Origin of the sequence: Allomuricauda sp. NFXS6 (assembly GCF_040148835.1) — a bacterium.
Classification (GTDB): domain Bacteria; phylum Bacteroidota; class Bacteroidia; order Flavobacteriales; family Flavobacteriaceae; genus Flagellimonas.
Genome location: NZ_JAGEMG010000009.1, coordinates 1 through 17,165 on the forward strand (window position 1 = coordinate 1; position 17,165 = coordinate 17,165).

Annotated in this window: 13 protein-coding genes and 1 tRNA gene; all 14 read right to left on the reverse strand. The window is 41.7% G+C overall.

Annotated elements, in window-relative coordinates:
• Positions 1-2,761 (reverse strand): DUF8202 domain-containing protein (locus tag J4E06_RS13385; RefSeq protein WP_502877350.1); only part of this gene is annotated, 2,761 nt, incomplete at its 3' end.
• A 362-nt stretch (positions 2,762-3,123) separates the two neighbouring features.
• Positions 3,124-5,286, reverse strand: a complete 2,163-nt coding sequence (locus J4E06_RS13390) for a DUF5723 family protein (protein WP_349524460.1) — start codon at positions 5,284-5,286, stop codon at positions 3,124-3,126.
• Positions 5,287-5,780: 494 nt separating this feature from the next.
• Positions 5,781-6,107 carry a YegP family protein gene (locus J4E06_RS13395; protein WP_349524461.1) on the reverse strand — a complete coding sequence of 109 codons (327 nt, stop codon included), beginning with the start codon at positions 6,105-6,107 and terminating at the stop codon, positions 5,781-5,783.
• Positions 6,108-6,289: 182 nt separating this feature from the next.
• Positions 6,290-7,489 (reverse strand): glutamate-5-semialdehyde dehydrogenase, encoded by a 1,200-nt coding sequence (locus J4E06_RS13400; protein WP_349524462.1) that lies wholly within the window; start codon positions 7,487-7,489, stop codon positions 6,290-6,292.
• Positions 7,489-8,265, reverse strand: coding sequence for a glutamate 5-kinase (gene proB, locus J4E06_RS13405; protein WP_349524463.1), 777 nt, complete (start codon positions 8,263-8,265; stop codon positions 7,489-7,491). Before proB ends, J4E06_RS13400 begins: the two co-directional genes overlap by 1 nt.
• Before the next feature lie 3 nt (positions 8,266-8,268).
• The gene (gene proC / locus J4E06_RS13410; protein ID WP_349524464.1) at positions 8,269-9,075 is read right to left on the reverse strand and encodes a pyrroline-5-carboxylate reductase; all 807 of its coding nucleotides are present in this window, start codon (positions 9,073-9,075) and stop codon (positions 8,269-8,271) included.
• Between the two features lie 39 nt (positions 9,076-9,114).
• On the reverse strand, positions 9,115-9,306 hold the full coding sequence (locus J4E06_RS13415; RefSeq protein ID WP_349524465.1) for a hypothetical protein: 192 nt from the start codon (positions 9,304-9,306) through the stop codon (positions 9,115-9,117).
• A gap of 34 nt (positions 9,307-9,340) precedes the next feature.
• On the reverse strand, positions 9,341-9,538 hold the full coding sequence (gene rpsU / locus J4E06_RS13420) for a 30S ribosomal protein S21 (RefSeq protein WP_224835634.1): 198 nt from the start codon (positions 9,536-9,538) through the stop codon (positions 9,341-9,343).
• Positions 9,539-9,546: 8 nt separating this feature from the next.
• Positions 9,547-9,990 carry a GNAT family N-acetyltransferase gene (locus tag J4E06_RS13425; protein WP_349524466.1) on the reverse strand — a complete coding sequence of 148 codons (444 nt, stop codon included), beginning with the start codon at positions 9,988-9,990 and terminating at the stop codon, positions 9,547-9,549.
• A 377-nt stretch (positions 9,991-10,367) separates the two neighbouring features.
• Complete coding sequence (locus J4E06_RS13430) at positions 10,368-10,871, reverse strand: pyridoxamine 5'-phosphate oxidase family protein (protein ID WP_349524467.1); 504 nt, start codon at positions 10,869-10,871, stop codon at positions 10,368-10,370.
• A 247-nt stretch (positions 10,872-11,118) separates the two neighbouring features.
• A tRNA-Asp gene (locus J4E06_RS13435) sits at positions 11,119-11,192 on the reverse strand.
• Positions 11,193-11,318: 126 nt separating this feature from the next.
• Entirely contained in the window at positions 11,319-12,248 is a 930-nt protein-coding gene (locus tag J4E06_RS13440; RefSeq protein ID WP_349524469.1) for a DUF58 domain-containing protein, read from the reverse strand.
• 82 nt (positions 12,249-12,330) lie between these two features.
• A complete protein-coding gene (gene trxA / locus J4E06_RS13445) occupies positions 12,331-12,648 on the reverse strand; it encodes a thioredoxin (protein WP_321414742.1) in 318 nt (105 codons plus the stop codon).
• A gap of 102 nt (positions 12,649-12,750) precedes the next feature.
• The gene (dnaE, locus tag J4E06_RS13450; RefSeq protein ID WP_349524470.1) at positions 12,751-17,136 is read right to left on the reverse strand and encodes a DNA polymerase III subunit alpha; all 4,386 of its coding nucleotides are present in this window, start codon (positions 17,134-17,136) and stop codon (positions 12,751-12,753) included.
• Between the last annotated feature and the right edge of the window lie 29 nt (positions 17,137-17,165).

Sequence of the window (17,165 nt, forward strand, 5' to 3'; positions counted from 1 at the left end):
CGGAGAGGGCGTTGCCTCCCCCGTTGGGCGCATCGAAATAATTGCCGTTGGTCAGTGGCGGGAGTTCATAGGGCCCGCAGTTGGCCACGTCCGCGGGATCGTCCGCCACAACGGCCGCATCGATGGTGATGTCGAAGGAGTTGTCCACGGCGGGGCACGACCCGTTGGCCGGGCTGAATACGTATAGCGTGGTCGAAGCGTTGACGAAGTCCCCTGCGGAGAGGGCGTTGCCTCCCCCGTTGGGCGCATCGAAATAATTGCCGTTGGTCAGTGGCGGGAGTTCATAGGGCCCGCAGTTGGCCACGTCCGCGGGATCGTCCGCCACAACGGCCGCATCGATGGTTACGATAATAGCTGTTGGCACGCTCTCACATCCCCCTTGTGTCTGGGTTACGTAGTAGGTCTGTGCCGAAAGGGCATCGGTAGCCAATACTTTTGTGGTAAGTGCCGGGTCGCTGTACCATGTTATAGCAGCTAGGTTGATATCCGGCACTAAGTCGTCGCCTGTTGGGGTAGGGGTATCACAAAATGACTGATCGATGGCTGCTGGTGCAGCAGGGGTTGGGTTTATGGTAATTGTAAAACTTTCTTCGTCATAACAGTTAGGAGTGCTTCCTGTTTCATCATAAATGTAAAGTGTTATATCGGAATTTATCACATCATTTTCAGCATATGATGTTCCTCCACCTGAAGGTCCGCCTGGTGTATCATAATAGGATTCGTTTCCAGTCAAGTTGGAACCAGTAATTTCTGGAAGCTGGTACGACCCACAGGAGATTACATTGGCTATATCGTCAACATCGGGTGTTGTGTAGACCAAGATGATTTGCTCAACATCAATAAAATTACCTGATGTATCCGTAATTCTGTATGTCCGGGTAATAGTTTCGGGATTTGTATTGCCATCACTTACATCGTCTATATGAACAACCATGTCTACAGCACAGTTGTCATCCTCATCATCTACATCGTTAGGGTTCGGTGCAGGAGCTGAATCACAAACGGTAATGGGGTCTGGGTTGGTTGCAGTTGGGTCGGTAAAGTCTCCAAAACCAATAGTGAAGACATCCCTATCTTCAAAATCGACATTATCAAAAAAAGCATCTGTACCTATAATACTTGTTGCTGGAATGTAAGTAATGAGGCCTGTTGTGAAATCGCCGTCACCATCTGTATCTATCATTAAATGTAATGCGCATGGATCTGTTAAGGGAATATCTGAACCCGAAAGCTCCACTCGAACGCTCACCCCTTGTATAGGATCATCTGCAAGGCTAGATCTGGACATTTGAACTTTCCATTCCCTAGAGATTCTTTCAGTAACCGTGGTTCCACCATCAGGGAGTTCGGCATTGGTAGAAAGTATACTGGCCCGATCATTGCCCCATATCAGATAATTATGACGTGTAGAAAATGATGAAGGCCCTGTGTCTATTGCAGTTCTGGTATCATCCAAATTATCTGAGGTGAAATTTGAATTGGTAGAAACAGTGACTATTGCTTCAGGATTAATACTTTTTGAAATACGTTGATATAAATTGTAGCGATATTTTATGTCTAAGTAGCTATCGGTAGGGTCATATGGCCCAGGTGTATTGTCTATATCATCAAACCTATCCTTCCCTATACCAGCTATGTCATAATTATACGGGCTATTAATATCCCAATCCCATATAACGGATCCATCAGCTGCTAAATAATAAAAAGAATTGTTTCCATTGATACTACCCAACCCTCCAATCTCATTTAGTGTGATACCGTATTTAATGGCCAGATAGCTCTGGGTTCTTTCGATTGCATTGGCCATATTAATCTCTGCGGGAGTATCAAGCAGAAGGACTTCAGCAATGTATCCGGTAAAATTTCTATTAGAATCGTTACTGTTGAAATGCTTTCCCAATCGATTGTATATAAACAACTCGCTTTCTGAAGTAGCATGATTTCTAGTAATATTTATATCAGGAAGACCATTCACCCAAGTTTCGAGCTGCTCTTGTTCTGAGCCTAAAGGTTCAACAATATCCCTTACAAATGTGGCAATGGTCGGTCTTTGTTGCAAGTCGATAGAACCAGATTGAAAGTAACCGCCACCATCAGAGTCCCAAGTCCTACCAACTGAAAATCTATTTCCTGCAGAAACCCCCAATGATAAGTTGGATAGGCTGTTTGGATGAACATCTATATCTCCCCCGAATAAGAGTCGTTGTTCTTCTGCATTATTTCCTGCTCCAGCGCCTTGAAATACGATGAATACAGCAACTTCATTCCTTGAATTTGAACGGAAGTGTAGGGCTTCTCCGTTTCCGCTTCCATCAAATTCAACGGCTGGATTAAAGTTGAATATATCCCTTCTTAATGTTGGAATTCCTGCTTGAGATCCAGTGGGAGACAAAAAATCTATACCATTTGTGCCAAATGGATAGTCAAATCCTGCTGGAGAAGCCAAAGGGTAGTCTACTGGGTTGGGATGTGGGACACCATCTTGCGGCGTAAAATCAATAAAATCATACCAAATATTTACAGGGGTGCCATCTGCTGGTGCATAGGGTGTAAAAAGATGCACACTTCCTACAGGTATTGGGTTAACGTTGATGGCTCTATCCGCAGTTAACCAAGTATCCAGTTGTTGGGCGGAGGCCTGTTGTACAAATAAAATCATTAATAAGATGAGTGCACAACGGAACAATTGTTGAAACCCTAGAACTGAAAAATGCTTTTCAGTTTTTGATTTATGAAACATGGAAAGTAAAAATCTTATCATAAGCAAGTGATTTTAAGGCATCATTTTCTTTGTAAGAAAACAGCAGGTATAGATTTGGTTATTATAAAATAAGCTATAAATGAAGGGATTAGCGCAGGTGAATTAATCTATGACGGTTTATAATTGATGAATGCCCCAAATGGATTTACGGATGAGAAATCGCCTGTTTTTGAGAAAAGTCAATTTTGTAGGGTGTTTCCTGTAAAAAATTTATATTGAAATATTTGTCTGTTCGTAGCCCTATTGTTGGATCAACAAAATAAAAGGCCGCCAAGAATAATCCTGGCGGCCCAAACTATCTCTGCAACTGAAGAACTAAATCGTTACACCAAACCTAGTTCTAAGAGAATTTTGAGAGATGGTTATTTGATCAGATTGATTTCTACTCTTCGGTTTTGTTGCCTTCCGGCTCTTGTTGCATTGGAAGCTATTGGTTTTTCTTCACCAAAACCAATGGCATTTAGTCTACTGCTTGATATTCCTTCGTTTATCAAGAAGTTTAGAACCGAATTGGCCCTAGCTTCTGACAGTCTTTGGTTACTTTCGCTGCTTCCTACGCTATCGGTATGGCCTTCCACTGTAAACTTGGCATTTGGATATTCGTTCAGTATTTGAATGATATCTACCATTACGGAAACTGATTCTGGCTTGATCGTTGCTTTACCAGTGTCGAACAAGATGGTTCTGGCATAATCGTTCAACTGTTTTTGAACTTCTTGTGTTACTTCTGGACATCCATTATTGCTAACAGGTCCGGCTACATCTGGACATTCATCGTCAATGTCTACCAATGTGTCACCATCGGAATCTGGACATCCGTGATTCTCTTCGCTTCCCGGCGTTTTTGGACAACGGTCTTTTTGATCTATTATCCCATCTCCATCAGTATCAGGACATCCGTTGAACTCTACCAACCCAGGGGTTTCTGGGCAATCATCATCTTTGTCCAAAACTCCATCTCCATCGGTGTCCTTCCAAGGGCATCCATTGTTTTCTTCTGGACCTGCTTCGTTAATACATTCATCATCCTTGTCCAAAACTCCATCTTCATCGGTATCTTTCCATGGACATCCTTGGTTTTCAATAGGGCCTGCCATATCGGGACAATTATCTTCTTTGTTGATTATGCCATCGTTATCATTGTCTCGAAGTTTGCTTTGATATATTGGAATTTTAACACCTGCATACAGGTCTATGCCTTTTGTGTTTTCTCCAATCAAAGAAGAGAAAATTGTTCCGGACCCCATATATAAAGGACCTACTCGAAACCCAGCTCCCCATTGAAAACCTACACCGCTCATAACACTAATGGGGGAGTAGATAGCCAACCACTTGCTTTCATATCTTGGGGTAAGCCTATATTGATTTAATATACTTCCGGTATTTGCTTTAGTTCTAGACGTTAGGGAAATATCTGCATTTAGATTAAGGTAAAACTTGGAAGTCAGACTTAGGTCTGCATTGGTATGTAATGCCGTGGGCAATGTATAATCCCTGGATTGGGTACTTGAAATTTGATCAAAATTATCGAGCAAAGCCTCTTCAAGAACATCGCCATCAAAGTTGTCAATGTCTTGCGTTTTGTTCAGGTCGTATAGGCGATCGCTACCTTTCACATCCAATAGTTTGCCTATATCGGTAACGGACACTCCTAGTTTTAACTTGTATTTGTTTGCACCTCGGTTTGCAATGGTACTCCCATCACTTTGCATTTTGGTATGCTTGGCATAGTCAGGTCTCCATTCGTAAACAAAACCTATATCTGCACCAATACCGAAACCATTGTTTAAATCTAAAGCTTCTCCAGTATTGCCTGTCTCATTAATATCGCCGGTGTCTGCAAGATGTAATTCACCTGTTGTGGTAACTTCTCTGGTATCAGAGTTATAATCAACAGAGATGTCGGACCCTTCGATATAAACATTGCCCAAACCTTGAAGCATTTTTCCTGTAAGTCCTCCTTTCAAAAAGTGTTGTTCATCATTTAAAAGCACTCTGGCGTAGGTAGCTCCAATTTCTCCCCATGCAGTGAATGCCCCATAAATATCGTCTTCGACTAGATTAAAATCTTCATTTTCATCAAAGCCGCCTTCCTTTTCCAAAAGATTGCCATTGGCCTCATTCACGTTGAAAATACCTCTACCTCGTGTAAATATGGCCAAAGAGCTTTCTTTATTGATGCTGAGCATTACCGACGGCCCCATGACATCAATATTGAAGGCCAAAAAATTATCTTTTGACGGAAATGTATCGGCATTGTCAAAAACCGAGCTGTAATCTGAAAAAGCATCCCCTAGATTAAGCCCGATATAATCGTTGCCATAAAGTGCACTGACACCGAACAGGTTTATGTCCATTTTTAATCTTGAATCCGCGATGTTGGCAGGGTTGGATATAATACCATGCACACCGTTGTAATTGTCTTCTAAAAATCCAACATATGATTGAGATTGGATTACATTGATTGTCGAAATCAGTAATAGGGCTACTACCAGTTTCCTTAAAAGCAACATTTTATTTCTCATGATCTACTATTTGGGTTTGGTTTTCACGTTTTAAAAGCACAAATAGAGCATAAAAAATAATTACATGAAGGGGCTAATAAACGAAAGGGGCTTTTGAGTTGACGGATGGGTTAATTGGATTTACGGGGCTTTTTTGAATTAAGAATATTCTTACGATTACAGATTGCTCCAAAAACAAAAAAACCATTACAACCAAGGAACTATTATAGTTCCTTGGCGTAACGGAAACCTCAACTAAACTAAACACTTTTATGACCAACAGTCTAAAGTGAATTGCTATATGTGCATGCGTTAAATTGATCTTGCTTATCAATATGCACTAACGCTTATGCCCAACAAACATAAAAGCAAAAAATGGATTAAAAGGAGCCCGATTCACGGATGCCCTGTTTCAACTAACGAATACCCTTTTTGATTTGACGGAGCAATTATTGGACATAAAAAAACAGCCCTAAAAGGGCTGTTCAGTATTTTTATTGTAATGGTATTGCAAGTTAAATTTCCTCTACAGATGCATCAGGAGCATTTTTTTTAACAGAAGCAACCCCGTTTTCCATTGCAGATTCGCTGGAATACATTTCACTGTTTCCAATAACTTGTCCGTTGGATGCTTTCAGGTTAAAGAATGGACTTCCATCCTTTGCGGTGTTTCGCTCAAAATTCCCATCGTCCTGTGAATGTGTTCTCACAGACTCGATACCATTTTCGCAAGCAGCTTTGGTGGAATATCCCTGACTGCTTAAAATTACTTGGCCGTTCCCAGCTTTTAAATTAAACCTAAACTTGCCGGCTTTATCCGTTTTAATCTCAAATTTTCCCATACTTAATCTGTTTTAAGTAATAAATCTAGAGATTTTCTTAAAATTTGACCAATAAAAGAGACTAAAATCATCAATTAAACAAGGTTTTGTTCTTTTTAAATGAGGAATGACAATGCCAAGAGGGTTTTGGGCATAAAAAAAGGAGACATTTCGCCTCCTTTCAATTATATCATCATCTGGATTTATACCCTTATCTGTCCGTCTCCAAATACATAGTATTTGTTGGTGACCAATTGTTTTAGTCCCAGTGGACCTCGGTGGTGCAATTTATCCGTACTAATGGCCAATTCTGCACCAACTCCCATTTGACCACCATCGGTAAATCGGGTGGAGGCGTTTTGGTATACTGCTGCACAATCTATATTTTCCATAAAGGTCTTTGCCACATCATTGTTTTCTGTCATGATGGAGGCAGAGTGCCCGCCCGAGTTTTTGTTTATCTTTTCTATGGCTTCATCAATATTATTGACGGCACCGATAACACATTTCATGGCTAAAAACTCCTCTTGCCAAATGGATTCATCTGTAATGGTGTCTTCATCCGTCAAGACTTTTTTGACTTCATCATCCACAGTAATGGACACATTGTTCGCGGTGAGAACTTGCTGCAATTCCTTGAGCTTATCCTCGTAGCCATCAATTTGGGTGTCCATCAAAATTTTGTCCAATGCGTTACAGGCCGAAATTTTGTGGGTTTTCGCGTTTAAAATCACTTTTAAACTTTTTTCCCAATCCGCTTCTTTGTGCACGTATAGGAAATTGTTTCCTCTACCACTAATAAGAACGGCGCATTTGGCGTGCTCTTTTACAAAAGCGATCAAACGCTCACCTCCACGGGGAACAATCAAGTCCAAGTCTTGGTCTGGATTCCTTAAAAAGTCTTGGGTTTGGGTCCTGTCCATTTCCAAGAACTGGATAAAATCCTCAGGCAATCCATTTTCGGACAACGCCTGATGCCAAAACTTAACAAGGGCCTTATTGCTATGGTAGGCTTCTTTACCACCTTTTAGCAAAATTTTATTGTTAGCTTTGAATGCAAGTACAGCGGCCTCTACGGTTACATCCGGACGTGATTCATAAATAATCATAATAGTCCCGAACGGTGCTGTGCGGTTGATGATTTTTAATCCGTTGTCCAACTCTCTCGTGGAGATTTCCTTGTTTACGGGGTCATCTTGCAAACGCACTTCCTTAACGGCCTGAATCATTTGGTCCACTTTCGTCTGGTCTACTACCAAACGATCGTACAACGCTTGGTCGTCGCGGTTAAATGCGTCCAAATCTTTTTTGTTCGCCTGGAGCAATTCATCTCGATTTTTATCGAGGATTCGCTCCATATCTTGTAATACTTTATTTTTTAAATCTGTTTTTAATAATTTCATTACTCTGGTTTTGAAACTTCTGTTCCTACGTTTTTTCCTTCTAGAATATCTATTATGATGTTCTCTTTTTTACCATTAACAATGTAGGATGGAATGTTATCGGCTGCAGCTTTCTGGGCATAGCTCAATTTTGAGCCCATACCGCCTCGGCCTTCGCCTTCTTGTTTGTTTCCCTCTTCAATATATTTATCGAGGTCTTCTTTGGGCTCAACCTTATCGATTACCTTGGATTCCTCTTTTTCCGGATGTCCATCGTAAAGCCCATCGATATCCGTCATTAGAATCAACTTGTCGGCTCTCATCAATTGTGCCAGTAAGGTTGCTAGCTCATCGTTGTCCGAAAACATGGACATGGAAACGGAAACTGCATCATCCTCATTGGCTATTGGAATAACTCCTTCGGAAAGGAGACCTTCAAGGCAATTGATCATATTGTCGCGGTGTACACCTGGATTAAAATCCCTTTTGGTGGGGAGTACCTGGGCACACTTCATCCCATAATCGTTAAAAATGTTGTAATAATGTCTCATCATTCTGGGCTGGCCGATGGCAGAATAGACCTGTCTACGCTGTGTTTTGTCCTTGATTTTTGCCTTGCCCAAAACCTCTTTACCGGCAATTACCGATCCAGAGGAGACCAATATGGTCATGATGCCTCGTTCGTATAGCTCCGCAATTTGTTGCACCAAACTGTTGAGCACGGGTCTTACAATTCTGTTGTCTTTATTGGTCATCACATTGGTTCCCACTTTAATGACCACTAGTTCTTTATACATGATTTAGTATTCTTCACCAAGTTCCACAGCTCTTCCGAACGCTGCAAAGGCGGCTTCTTTGATTAATTCGTTTACATTGTTGTCCTGCATGGAGTCCAAAGCGGCTCTGGTAGTGCCTCCTTTGGAAGCAACCATTTCCATCCAAGTGTCCGGGTTTAGATTATTCTGGTTGAACAACTCTACCGCACCCGTAAAGGTTTGGCTTACCAAAACCTTGGATACATTTTCGGAGAATCCCATTTGTAGGGCTGCCTCCATCATGCTTTGCATAAAATAGAATACATATGCCGGTCCACTTCCTGAGATTCCAGTGGATGCATCAATGAACTTCTCGTTTTTAACTCGAAGTGATTTTCCCGTAGTGTCCAATAGGCTTTCTACCATGAACAATTCCAGTCGTGATACTTCATCTGCGGAAACATAGCTGGTAAGTCCTTTACCTACTTGCGCGGGAAGGTTCGGCATTGCCCTCACTACTTTTTTGATTCCCAAAGCCTCTTGGATATAGTTGATGGTGACTCCCGCCATAATTGAGATGAACAATTGTTCTGGATTCACCAATTTTTTCATGCGTTCGAAAAGTTCTTCGGCATGATAGGGTTTTACGGCCAAAAAAATGATGTCTGCCTGTGGAACACAGTCTTCAATTTTGTCAATGGCATCGAAATAGGCAATTTTACCAACTTCTTGCAACTTTTCTTTTGATTTGTCCAGTACCATTATGTTGCGTTTTTTCAACAATTTGGATTTGGACATTCCTGTGGCATAGGTAAGCCCCATGTTACCTGCGCCAATAACCAATACTTTCATTTGTTTTATTAAAGGGTTATATAAAAAATTCTGGTGATTTTATGCTAAGACATTACATTCTTTGCAGTCTTTGACCTTACCGTAATAAGTTGAACGGTACCTGTGCAAAGTGCGGACGGGAAGTCCCATAATATACCTTCTAATGTACGTGACACGGGTGGTAAGCTCCCCCATTTTAACGCTGTAGCGTTTTTCATATCTGGTTTCCCTTTTGATTCTTGAAAGTCTCATTTTGTTGTTATTGTTGATACTTTGTTTTTTGATGTTATTGGTCTTCCTGTTCGTTCAGGAATTGTTCCTTGTATTGCGCCTTTTTCAATGTTTTGCGACGCTCTACCGATTTTTTTGTGTATTCTTGATGGCTTCGTATTTGGTCCAAACGCTTTGTGTTTCTATATTTTCTTTTGTAGCGTTTTAGAGCTCTTTCAATACTTTCGCCTGGCTTTACTTCTATTTTTAACATAAAATGGTTTATCTGTTCAATCTCATTTCTAAATGGGTTGCATTGAACCCTTTTCCTTCAAAAAATTTTTTGTTCGGATATTGATTTTCATCTGTAATATGAATGGCAACGTCCCCTTTGCAATATTGGAGGGTGTAGTCCAACAACTTTTGCTCGATGTCATCACCCCTATGGTCCCTATGTATTACAAAAAACACCAAAAAGTTTTCGGGGATGTAGTCTCCCATACCTGTTTTGTTCACAACCGCCAGACCTAAAATTTCTTCTTTATCTTCCATGGCAAACACATATCCGCCCAATCCTGGAATATCCTTGGTGGAATATTGTATAGCCTTTCTGATCGCTTTCTTAGTGGCCTTCTTCCCTTCTTGGTGATTAAAAAGGAATTTGGCAAATCGGTCAGCTTCCATAGTAGAAAGCCTGGTATAGGCATCGTAGGTCTTGATTACCATGCTTTTGTTTTGAACGATAATGGATTTAATTTTTGTTAATGGTTTCAATTAGGGCGAAATGGAAAAACGGAAATTTTCATCCGTGAAATCCCAAGGAATAGGGTCAACTTCCCAAGTTAGGGGAAGGTAATTATCGAGTAGGCGGTATAAACTTATCTGGCTGGTTTCTGAATACCAGATAATTAAAACTCAGGATTCTGCAATTTTTTCTCTCGTGGAGCTTAACGTTCATCGAGGCAAAGGTAAGCATTGTAGCCCTTAAATCCCAATAATACTGGTGTTTATGTTTTTTATAACGTTTTTAGATCGGTGTTTTAAAGGCATGAAAACGTTGTAGGGATACCTTAAACCTTATTGAATGGATTCCGATTTGCTCACTAAAGATTTACAAACCCTTTAGCGCTGGAAGCAGAGCTTTCTTTAACCGACCCGTCTTTCCCAATTTTAAAAAAGGAAATTAATTTGGCGTTCTCATTATCCCAATAATAAGCGTTTTCCATATTTACACTGATCAATGCTAAATTTGGATCATCTTTGCCCTTGAACCAGTTAAGAAGGTTGGAATTCCATAGTTCCTCTTTTTTTTGATTCGCTATGATGTGCGTGGCATTCCCAAAAATTGATATGTACGTCTGCTTTTGATTATCGGTGTAGATAATTTGAACTCTATTATCTTTCGCAATGTCCTTAAAAAGGTCACTGTCTTGAGAAGCAAAGAACCACAAATCACCTTTTTCGTCCATTTGTTGCAACGTCATTGGGCATATGGAAAAAGGAATTTTGTCCAAATGACTGGCCATCATCACGGTTTTTTGTTCATCAATCAACGTTCTTATCTGTCGTAATCCTTCGGGATTTTTCATATAATTTTTCTTGTCCATCTTTATCTTTATTTAATTCGTTTCAGCTACTCTTAATATAAATGAATAAAGCGAGTATGCTTTGCTCAAAAGGAATGATGTTTGACGGTATCGAATGAATTCTTAGATGTCACAAGATGGAATTTGGCACATTGGTTTGATGGAAGTGTGGGCGTACCTTTGGTAATTTTACTCTTTTTAAAGGGAAGAAATAAGGAGGCAAAATATATCGGAAAACAAAAAAGCTCCGATTTCTCGAAGCTTTTTGCGGTCTGGACGGGACTCGAACCCGCGACCCCCTGCGTGACAGGCAGGTATTCTAACCAACTGAACTACCAGACCAATGATTTTATCTTAATAAGACTCCGACAACAGTCGGATTCAAATCTTGTTCATTTGCTTTTTTAAAGCGAGTGCAAATATACACTCTCCTTTCGGATATGGCAAAACATTTTTTTAAAAAAATGATCAAGCAAATTTTTGCCGCTCGATCATAAAAGAATTCAGTACTTGGGAGAAGTTCGAACTAATGTCCACACCCACATATTTTATGTTGTATTGACCACATTTTAGCTTGAGGTCGTTCTGGTATTCCAATACTTTTTCCGAATACGCCTTTTTAATGGAGTCCGCATATAAATCTATTTGCTCGCCCGTTTCCACATCAACAAACCGTTTGGGGGCATTGTCAAAATCAAAGTTGAGTTCGCGTTCCTTGTCCAACAGGTGAAATAGCACCACCGAATGTTTATTGTATTTAAGGTGTCGCAGTGCTTCAAAAAGTTTTTCCTCTTCCGTTTCTGTCTGAAACATATCCGTAAACAGAAAAATCAAGCTTCTTCGGTGTATTTTCTCCGCAATTTGATGCAGGAACGTGTATGTTTTGGTCTCTTTTGTGTTTGTTTTGTTTGCAGCGACTTCGTTCAATTTGGAATACAACATTTGAAAATGTCGTTCACTGTTCTTTTCCGAAGCGTGGAAATCGTAGGTGTCCGAATAGATGCTCAAGCCAACGGCATCCCGTTGTTTCTTCAAAACCTGCATCAATGCCGCAATGGAAAGTACCCCAAAACCAATTTTGTTGAGGTTCTCCAAGGAATACTCTTTCACTTCGGGGTAGTACATAGACGCTGAGTTGTCCAAGATCATATGGCATCTAAGGTTGGTTTCGTCTTCAAAGCGTTTGGTATATAAGCGGTCTGTTCGAGCAAAGAGCTTCCAATCAATATGTCTGGTACTTTGCCCTGGGTTATAAATTTTATGTTCCGCAAACTCAGCGGAGAACCCGTGGAACGGACTTTTATGGATTCCACTGATAAACCCTTCCACAATTTGGTGGGCCAAAAGCTCTAAATTTTGGAAAAGGGTTGCTTTGCTAAGTTCCGATCGTACGTCCATAATTCATTTCTGCAGACAAGATAAAATAAAAAAGGCTTGGCAAGTGCCAAACCTTTTTTAAAATCTAATTCCCTAATTCTTATTACAGAGCTGCATCAATGGCATCCGTATAGGTTTTTTTAGGAGACACGCCTACTTGACGGTTAATTACCTCACCATCTTTAAAAACCAAAACAGTTGGAATGTTACGTACACCATATTTGGCGGCAAACTGCTGGTTTGCATCAACATCTACCTTACCAACAACAGCTTTACCATCGTATTCTTGTCCTACTTCTTCGATAATCGGACCCACCATTCTACAAGGTCCGCACCATGCTGCCCAAAAATCTACTAGGACAGGCTTGTCACTTTTTAAAACTACTTCGTCAAAAGTTGCATCTGTTATTTCTAGTGCCATCTTATTTATTTTAATATTATGCAAAGTTAGTCAAATAATGCCCACATAACTTACATCCAACATATTCGTTTTAATTATTGTACCATTGGTATTTATTATGGTCTAATTTAACTTGTAGTGAATTTCGTGGGCTTCCAGTTCAGAAAGCAACTCGCTGTTTATCTTAACCTTCTGTTTTCGGCTCGATAATTTGAGTTTGATTTCCTCCTGCATTTCATAAATTACAAAACTTATCGGATGATCACCTTTATGTAATGTTAAAGTATCTTTTAAGGTTTGAATCCGTTGCTCTTGCAAACGATCTATGTTCAGTTTGATGGTAAGTTTCTTGGCAAAAGCATCCATCACGTCCTGAAGCTGTTTAAAATCGTTGAACTGAAGCCTTGGGTCTCCTTTTTTGCCCGTATCCCGGTTTACCCAGCCCTCGCGCACATAGGCACGTACATGCACGAACGAGTTAATCATTAAAAAATGACGGAACTTTAAATACTCTTCACCAAAAATCCGAAGTTCGTAGGATTCATTGTAATCTTCCAAGGTGAATAGTCCCCAGCCTTTGCCATTTTTAGAGACTCGGTGTTGTACATCGGTAATTACACCGGCTACGGTCAACTCACGATTCACATGCTCCTCTAAACGAGAGAAATCGGCCACTGTGTTCTTGCAAAATGCCTTGATTTCTTTTTTGAAGTCATCCAAGGGGTGACCGGAAATATAAATACCGACCACTTCTTTTTCGCGACGCAACTTTTCCATGGTGCCCCATTCCTCGCAAGGCGGTACAATGGGCTCGGGAATTTGAACCTCACTAGCTTCACCAAAAAGGCTTACTTGGGATGAATTTTGGTTCTCCTGAAACTTGGAACCATACTTGACTGCCTTTTCTAAGAAAGAAATGCCATCACCATCATCATGAAAATATTGTGCGCGGTGCGTGTCCCCGAAGGAATCAAACCCTCCAGCCAATGCCAGGTTTTCGAATGCTTTTTTATTGGCCGCCCGCAAATCAACCCGTTTGGCCAGATCAAATATGGATTTGTATGGGCCTTCTTCCTTGCGGTTTTCCACGATGGTCTCCACCGCAGAACGCCCCACACCTTTAATGGCGCCCATGCCAAAACGTACCGCATTGTCCTTGTTTACGGCAAATTTGTAGTAGGATTCGTTGACGTCCGGTCCCAGAACTTCCAGTCCCATCCGCTTACACTCCTCCATAAAAAAGGTCACCTGCTTAATGTCGTTCATGTTGTTGGACAGCACGGCGGCCATATATTCAGCAGGGTAGTGGGCTTTTAAATAAGCTGTTTGATATGCGATATAGGCATAACAGGTGGAGTGACTCTTGTTGAAGGCGTAAGATGCAAATGCTTCCCAGTCCTTCCAGATTTTTTCCAGCACATCACGTGGGTGACCATTTTTCTCCCCACCGTCCAAGAACTGGGGTTTTAGTTTTTCCAGAAGGGCAAAAATCTTTTTACCCATGGCTTTTCGCAGAACATCCGCGTCACCTTTGGAGAACCCGGCCAGTTTTTGTGAAAGTAACATCACCTGCTCTTGGTAGACGGTAATCCCGTAGGTTTCCTGCAGGTATTCTTCCATTTCGGGGAGGTCGTAGGTGATTTCCTCTTCACCATGCTTTCGGGCAATAAAGCTGGGAATGTATTCCATCGGCCCTGGTCTGTACAAGGCGTTCATGGCTATAAGATCATCAAAAACCGTTGGTTTTAGGTTTTTCATGTGCTTTTGCATCCCCGGGGATTCGTATTGAAATATCCCTACCGTGTCCCCTCGTTGGAAAAGTTCATAGGTCTTTTCATCATCCAATGGAAAATCATCTGGAACCAAATCTGTTCCAGTACGTGCTTTTACGATTTTTACCGTGTCCTTGATCAAGGTCAAGGTCTTCAATCCCAAGAAATCCATCTTCAGCAGTCCGGCGCTCTCCACTACGGAGTTATCGAACTGGGTAACGTACAGGTCGGAATCCTTGGCTACGGATACGGGTACGAAATTAGTGATGTCGTCCGGGGTGATGATGACCCCACAGGCATGAATTCCCGTATTTCTGAGTGAACCTTCGAGTACACGGGCCATATTTACGGTTTGCCCTTCCAAATCATCGGTTTCCGAAATGTTGAGCAGTTCATGCACCTTTTCCAAGTCATCGGCACGGAACTTTTTCTTGAGGTCAGCTTCGTCAACCCCAAATATTTTGTTGAGCTTGGACATATTGGGAATCAACTTGGCAATACGGTCGGCGTCGCTCAAGGGCAAATCCAGTACACGGGCGGTATCCCTAATGGATGATTTTGCCGCCATGGTACCGTATGTGATGATTTGTGCCACCTGATTGGCACCATATTTTTTGATTACGTAGTCCATCACCCGGCTCCGGCCTTCATCATCAAAATCAATATCGATATCGGGCATGGACACCCGGTCTGGATTAAGGAACCGCTCAAAAAGCAAATCGTATTTCAAGGGGTCTATGTTGGTAATCGTTAAGCAGTACGCCACCACGGAACCTGCTGCGGAACCCCTCCCTGGGCCCACCGAAACATCCATATTTCGGGCTTCGCGGATAAAGTCCTCCACAATCAAAAAGTATCCGGGGTATCCTGAGTTTTTTATGATCTCCAACTCAAAATCTATCCGCTCCCTGATTTCCTCGGTAAGTTCTCCGTATCGTTTTTCGGCGCCTTTGTAAGTGATGTGCCTCAGGTAGGCATTCTCGCCGCGATTGCCACCATCAACTTCATCTTCAGGGTCCTTAAACTCTTCTGGGATACTGAATTTTGGCAGCAAAATATCGCTTGCAAGGTCGTAGGGCTCAATTTTGTCCACGATTTCCTTGATGTTCAGAATGGCTTCGGGCAAATCCTTGAACAGTTCCTTCATCTCGTCCGAAGACTTAAAATAGTACTCTTGGTTGGGCAATCCGTAGCGGTAACCTCTACCTCGCCCAATGGGGGTGGATTGTTTTTCCCCGTCTTTTACACACAACAAAATATCGTGTGCCTCAGCGTCTTTTTTATCGCAATAATAAGTGTTGTTGGTAGCGACCAGTTTTACATTGTGGTCTTTCGCCATTCGCACCAAAACTTGATTGACACGGTCTTCGTCTTCTTGGCCGTGGCGCATTATTTCGATATAGAAATCATCACCAAATTGCTCTTTCCACCACAAAAGGGCTTCTTCAGCCTGGTTTTCGCCAACATTCAAAATTTTGTTGGGCACTTCACCGTACAAGTTTCCAGTGAGGGCGATTATATCTTCTTTGTATTGCTCAACAACTTTTTTATCGATTCTGGGCACGTAGTAAAATCCATTGGTATAAGCAATGGAAGACATTTTGGCCAGATTGTGATACCCTTTTTTGTTTTTGGCCAAGAGCACAATTTGATGTCCGTAGTCCTTTACATTTTTATTGGTGTGGTCTTCACAGACGAAAAATTCACAACCTACAATGGGGGTGATTTCTTTTTCCGTAGGTTGCTCGCCATTGGCGATTAGGTCTTCATTTTTTGCCTTTACCGATTTATTGTGCCCCATGACTTCTTTCACAAAGTGAAAAGCACCCATCATATTGGCGTGGTCGGTGAGGGCGACGGCGGGCATACCGTGATTGGCAGTGGCCTTGACCAAATCTTTTATGTTGATGGTGGACTGAAGCACTGAAAACTGCGAGTGGTTGTGCAGGTGGACAAAAGGTTCCTCCTCCAGCGTTTCCACGTTTTCTTTGATTTCCTCATCGGAAACACCTCCTGTATCTTCAGTCCAAAGGGCATCCGCAATTTCTTTGGATGCCGCTTTTAGATTGATATGGTTTAAACCGATTAACTCTATCTCCTTTGGATTGGCTTCGGAGAATCGTTCAAAATAGTCGGGTTGAACATCGAGTTCTTGGTAGGAATACTGCTTTTTACGTATCAACTCCAAAAAACAGCGTGTGGTCGCTTCAACATCCGCCGTTGCATTGTGAGCCTCGGCAAAAGGTTCGCCAAATAGGAATTCGTGTAATTCGGTAAGGGTGGGCAATTTGAATTTGCCACCACGACCGCCAGGTATTTTACAGAGTTCTGCGGTGTGTTCGGTACAGGTATCGAGTACGGGGAGTTCGGTCATTGGACTTTCTACACCTTCGCGATGGAATTCGCATCCCATAATGTTAATGTCGAATCCTACATTTTGACCCACCACAAATTTCGTTTGCTGCAATGCTTGATTGAAAGCTTCCAGAACCTCACCTAGAGGAACGCCTTGTTCTTCTGCCAATGCAGTGGATATGCCGTGTATCTGTTCCGATTCGTAAGGGATGTTGAAGCCCTCTGGCTTCACCAAAAAGTCTTGGTGTTCTATTAAATTACCGAGTTCATCGTGCAATTGCCATGCTATCTGAACGCATCTTGGCCAGTTATCGGTGTCGGTGATCGGGGCATCCCAACGTTTGGGTAAACCTGTGGTTTCCGTATCAAAAATTAAATACATAAGCTATCTGTCTCGGTCAAAAAAAAGAA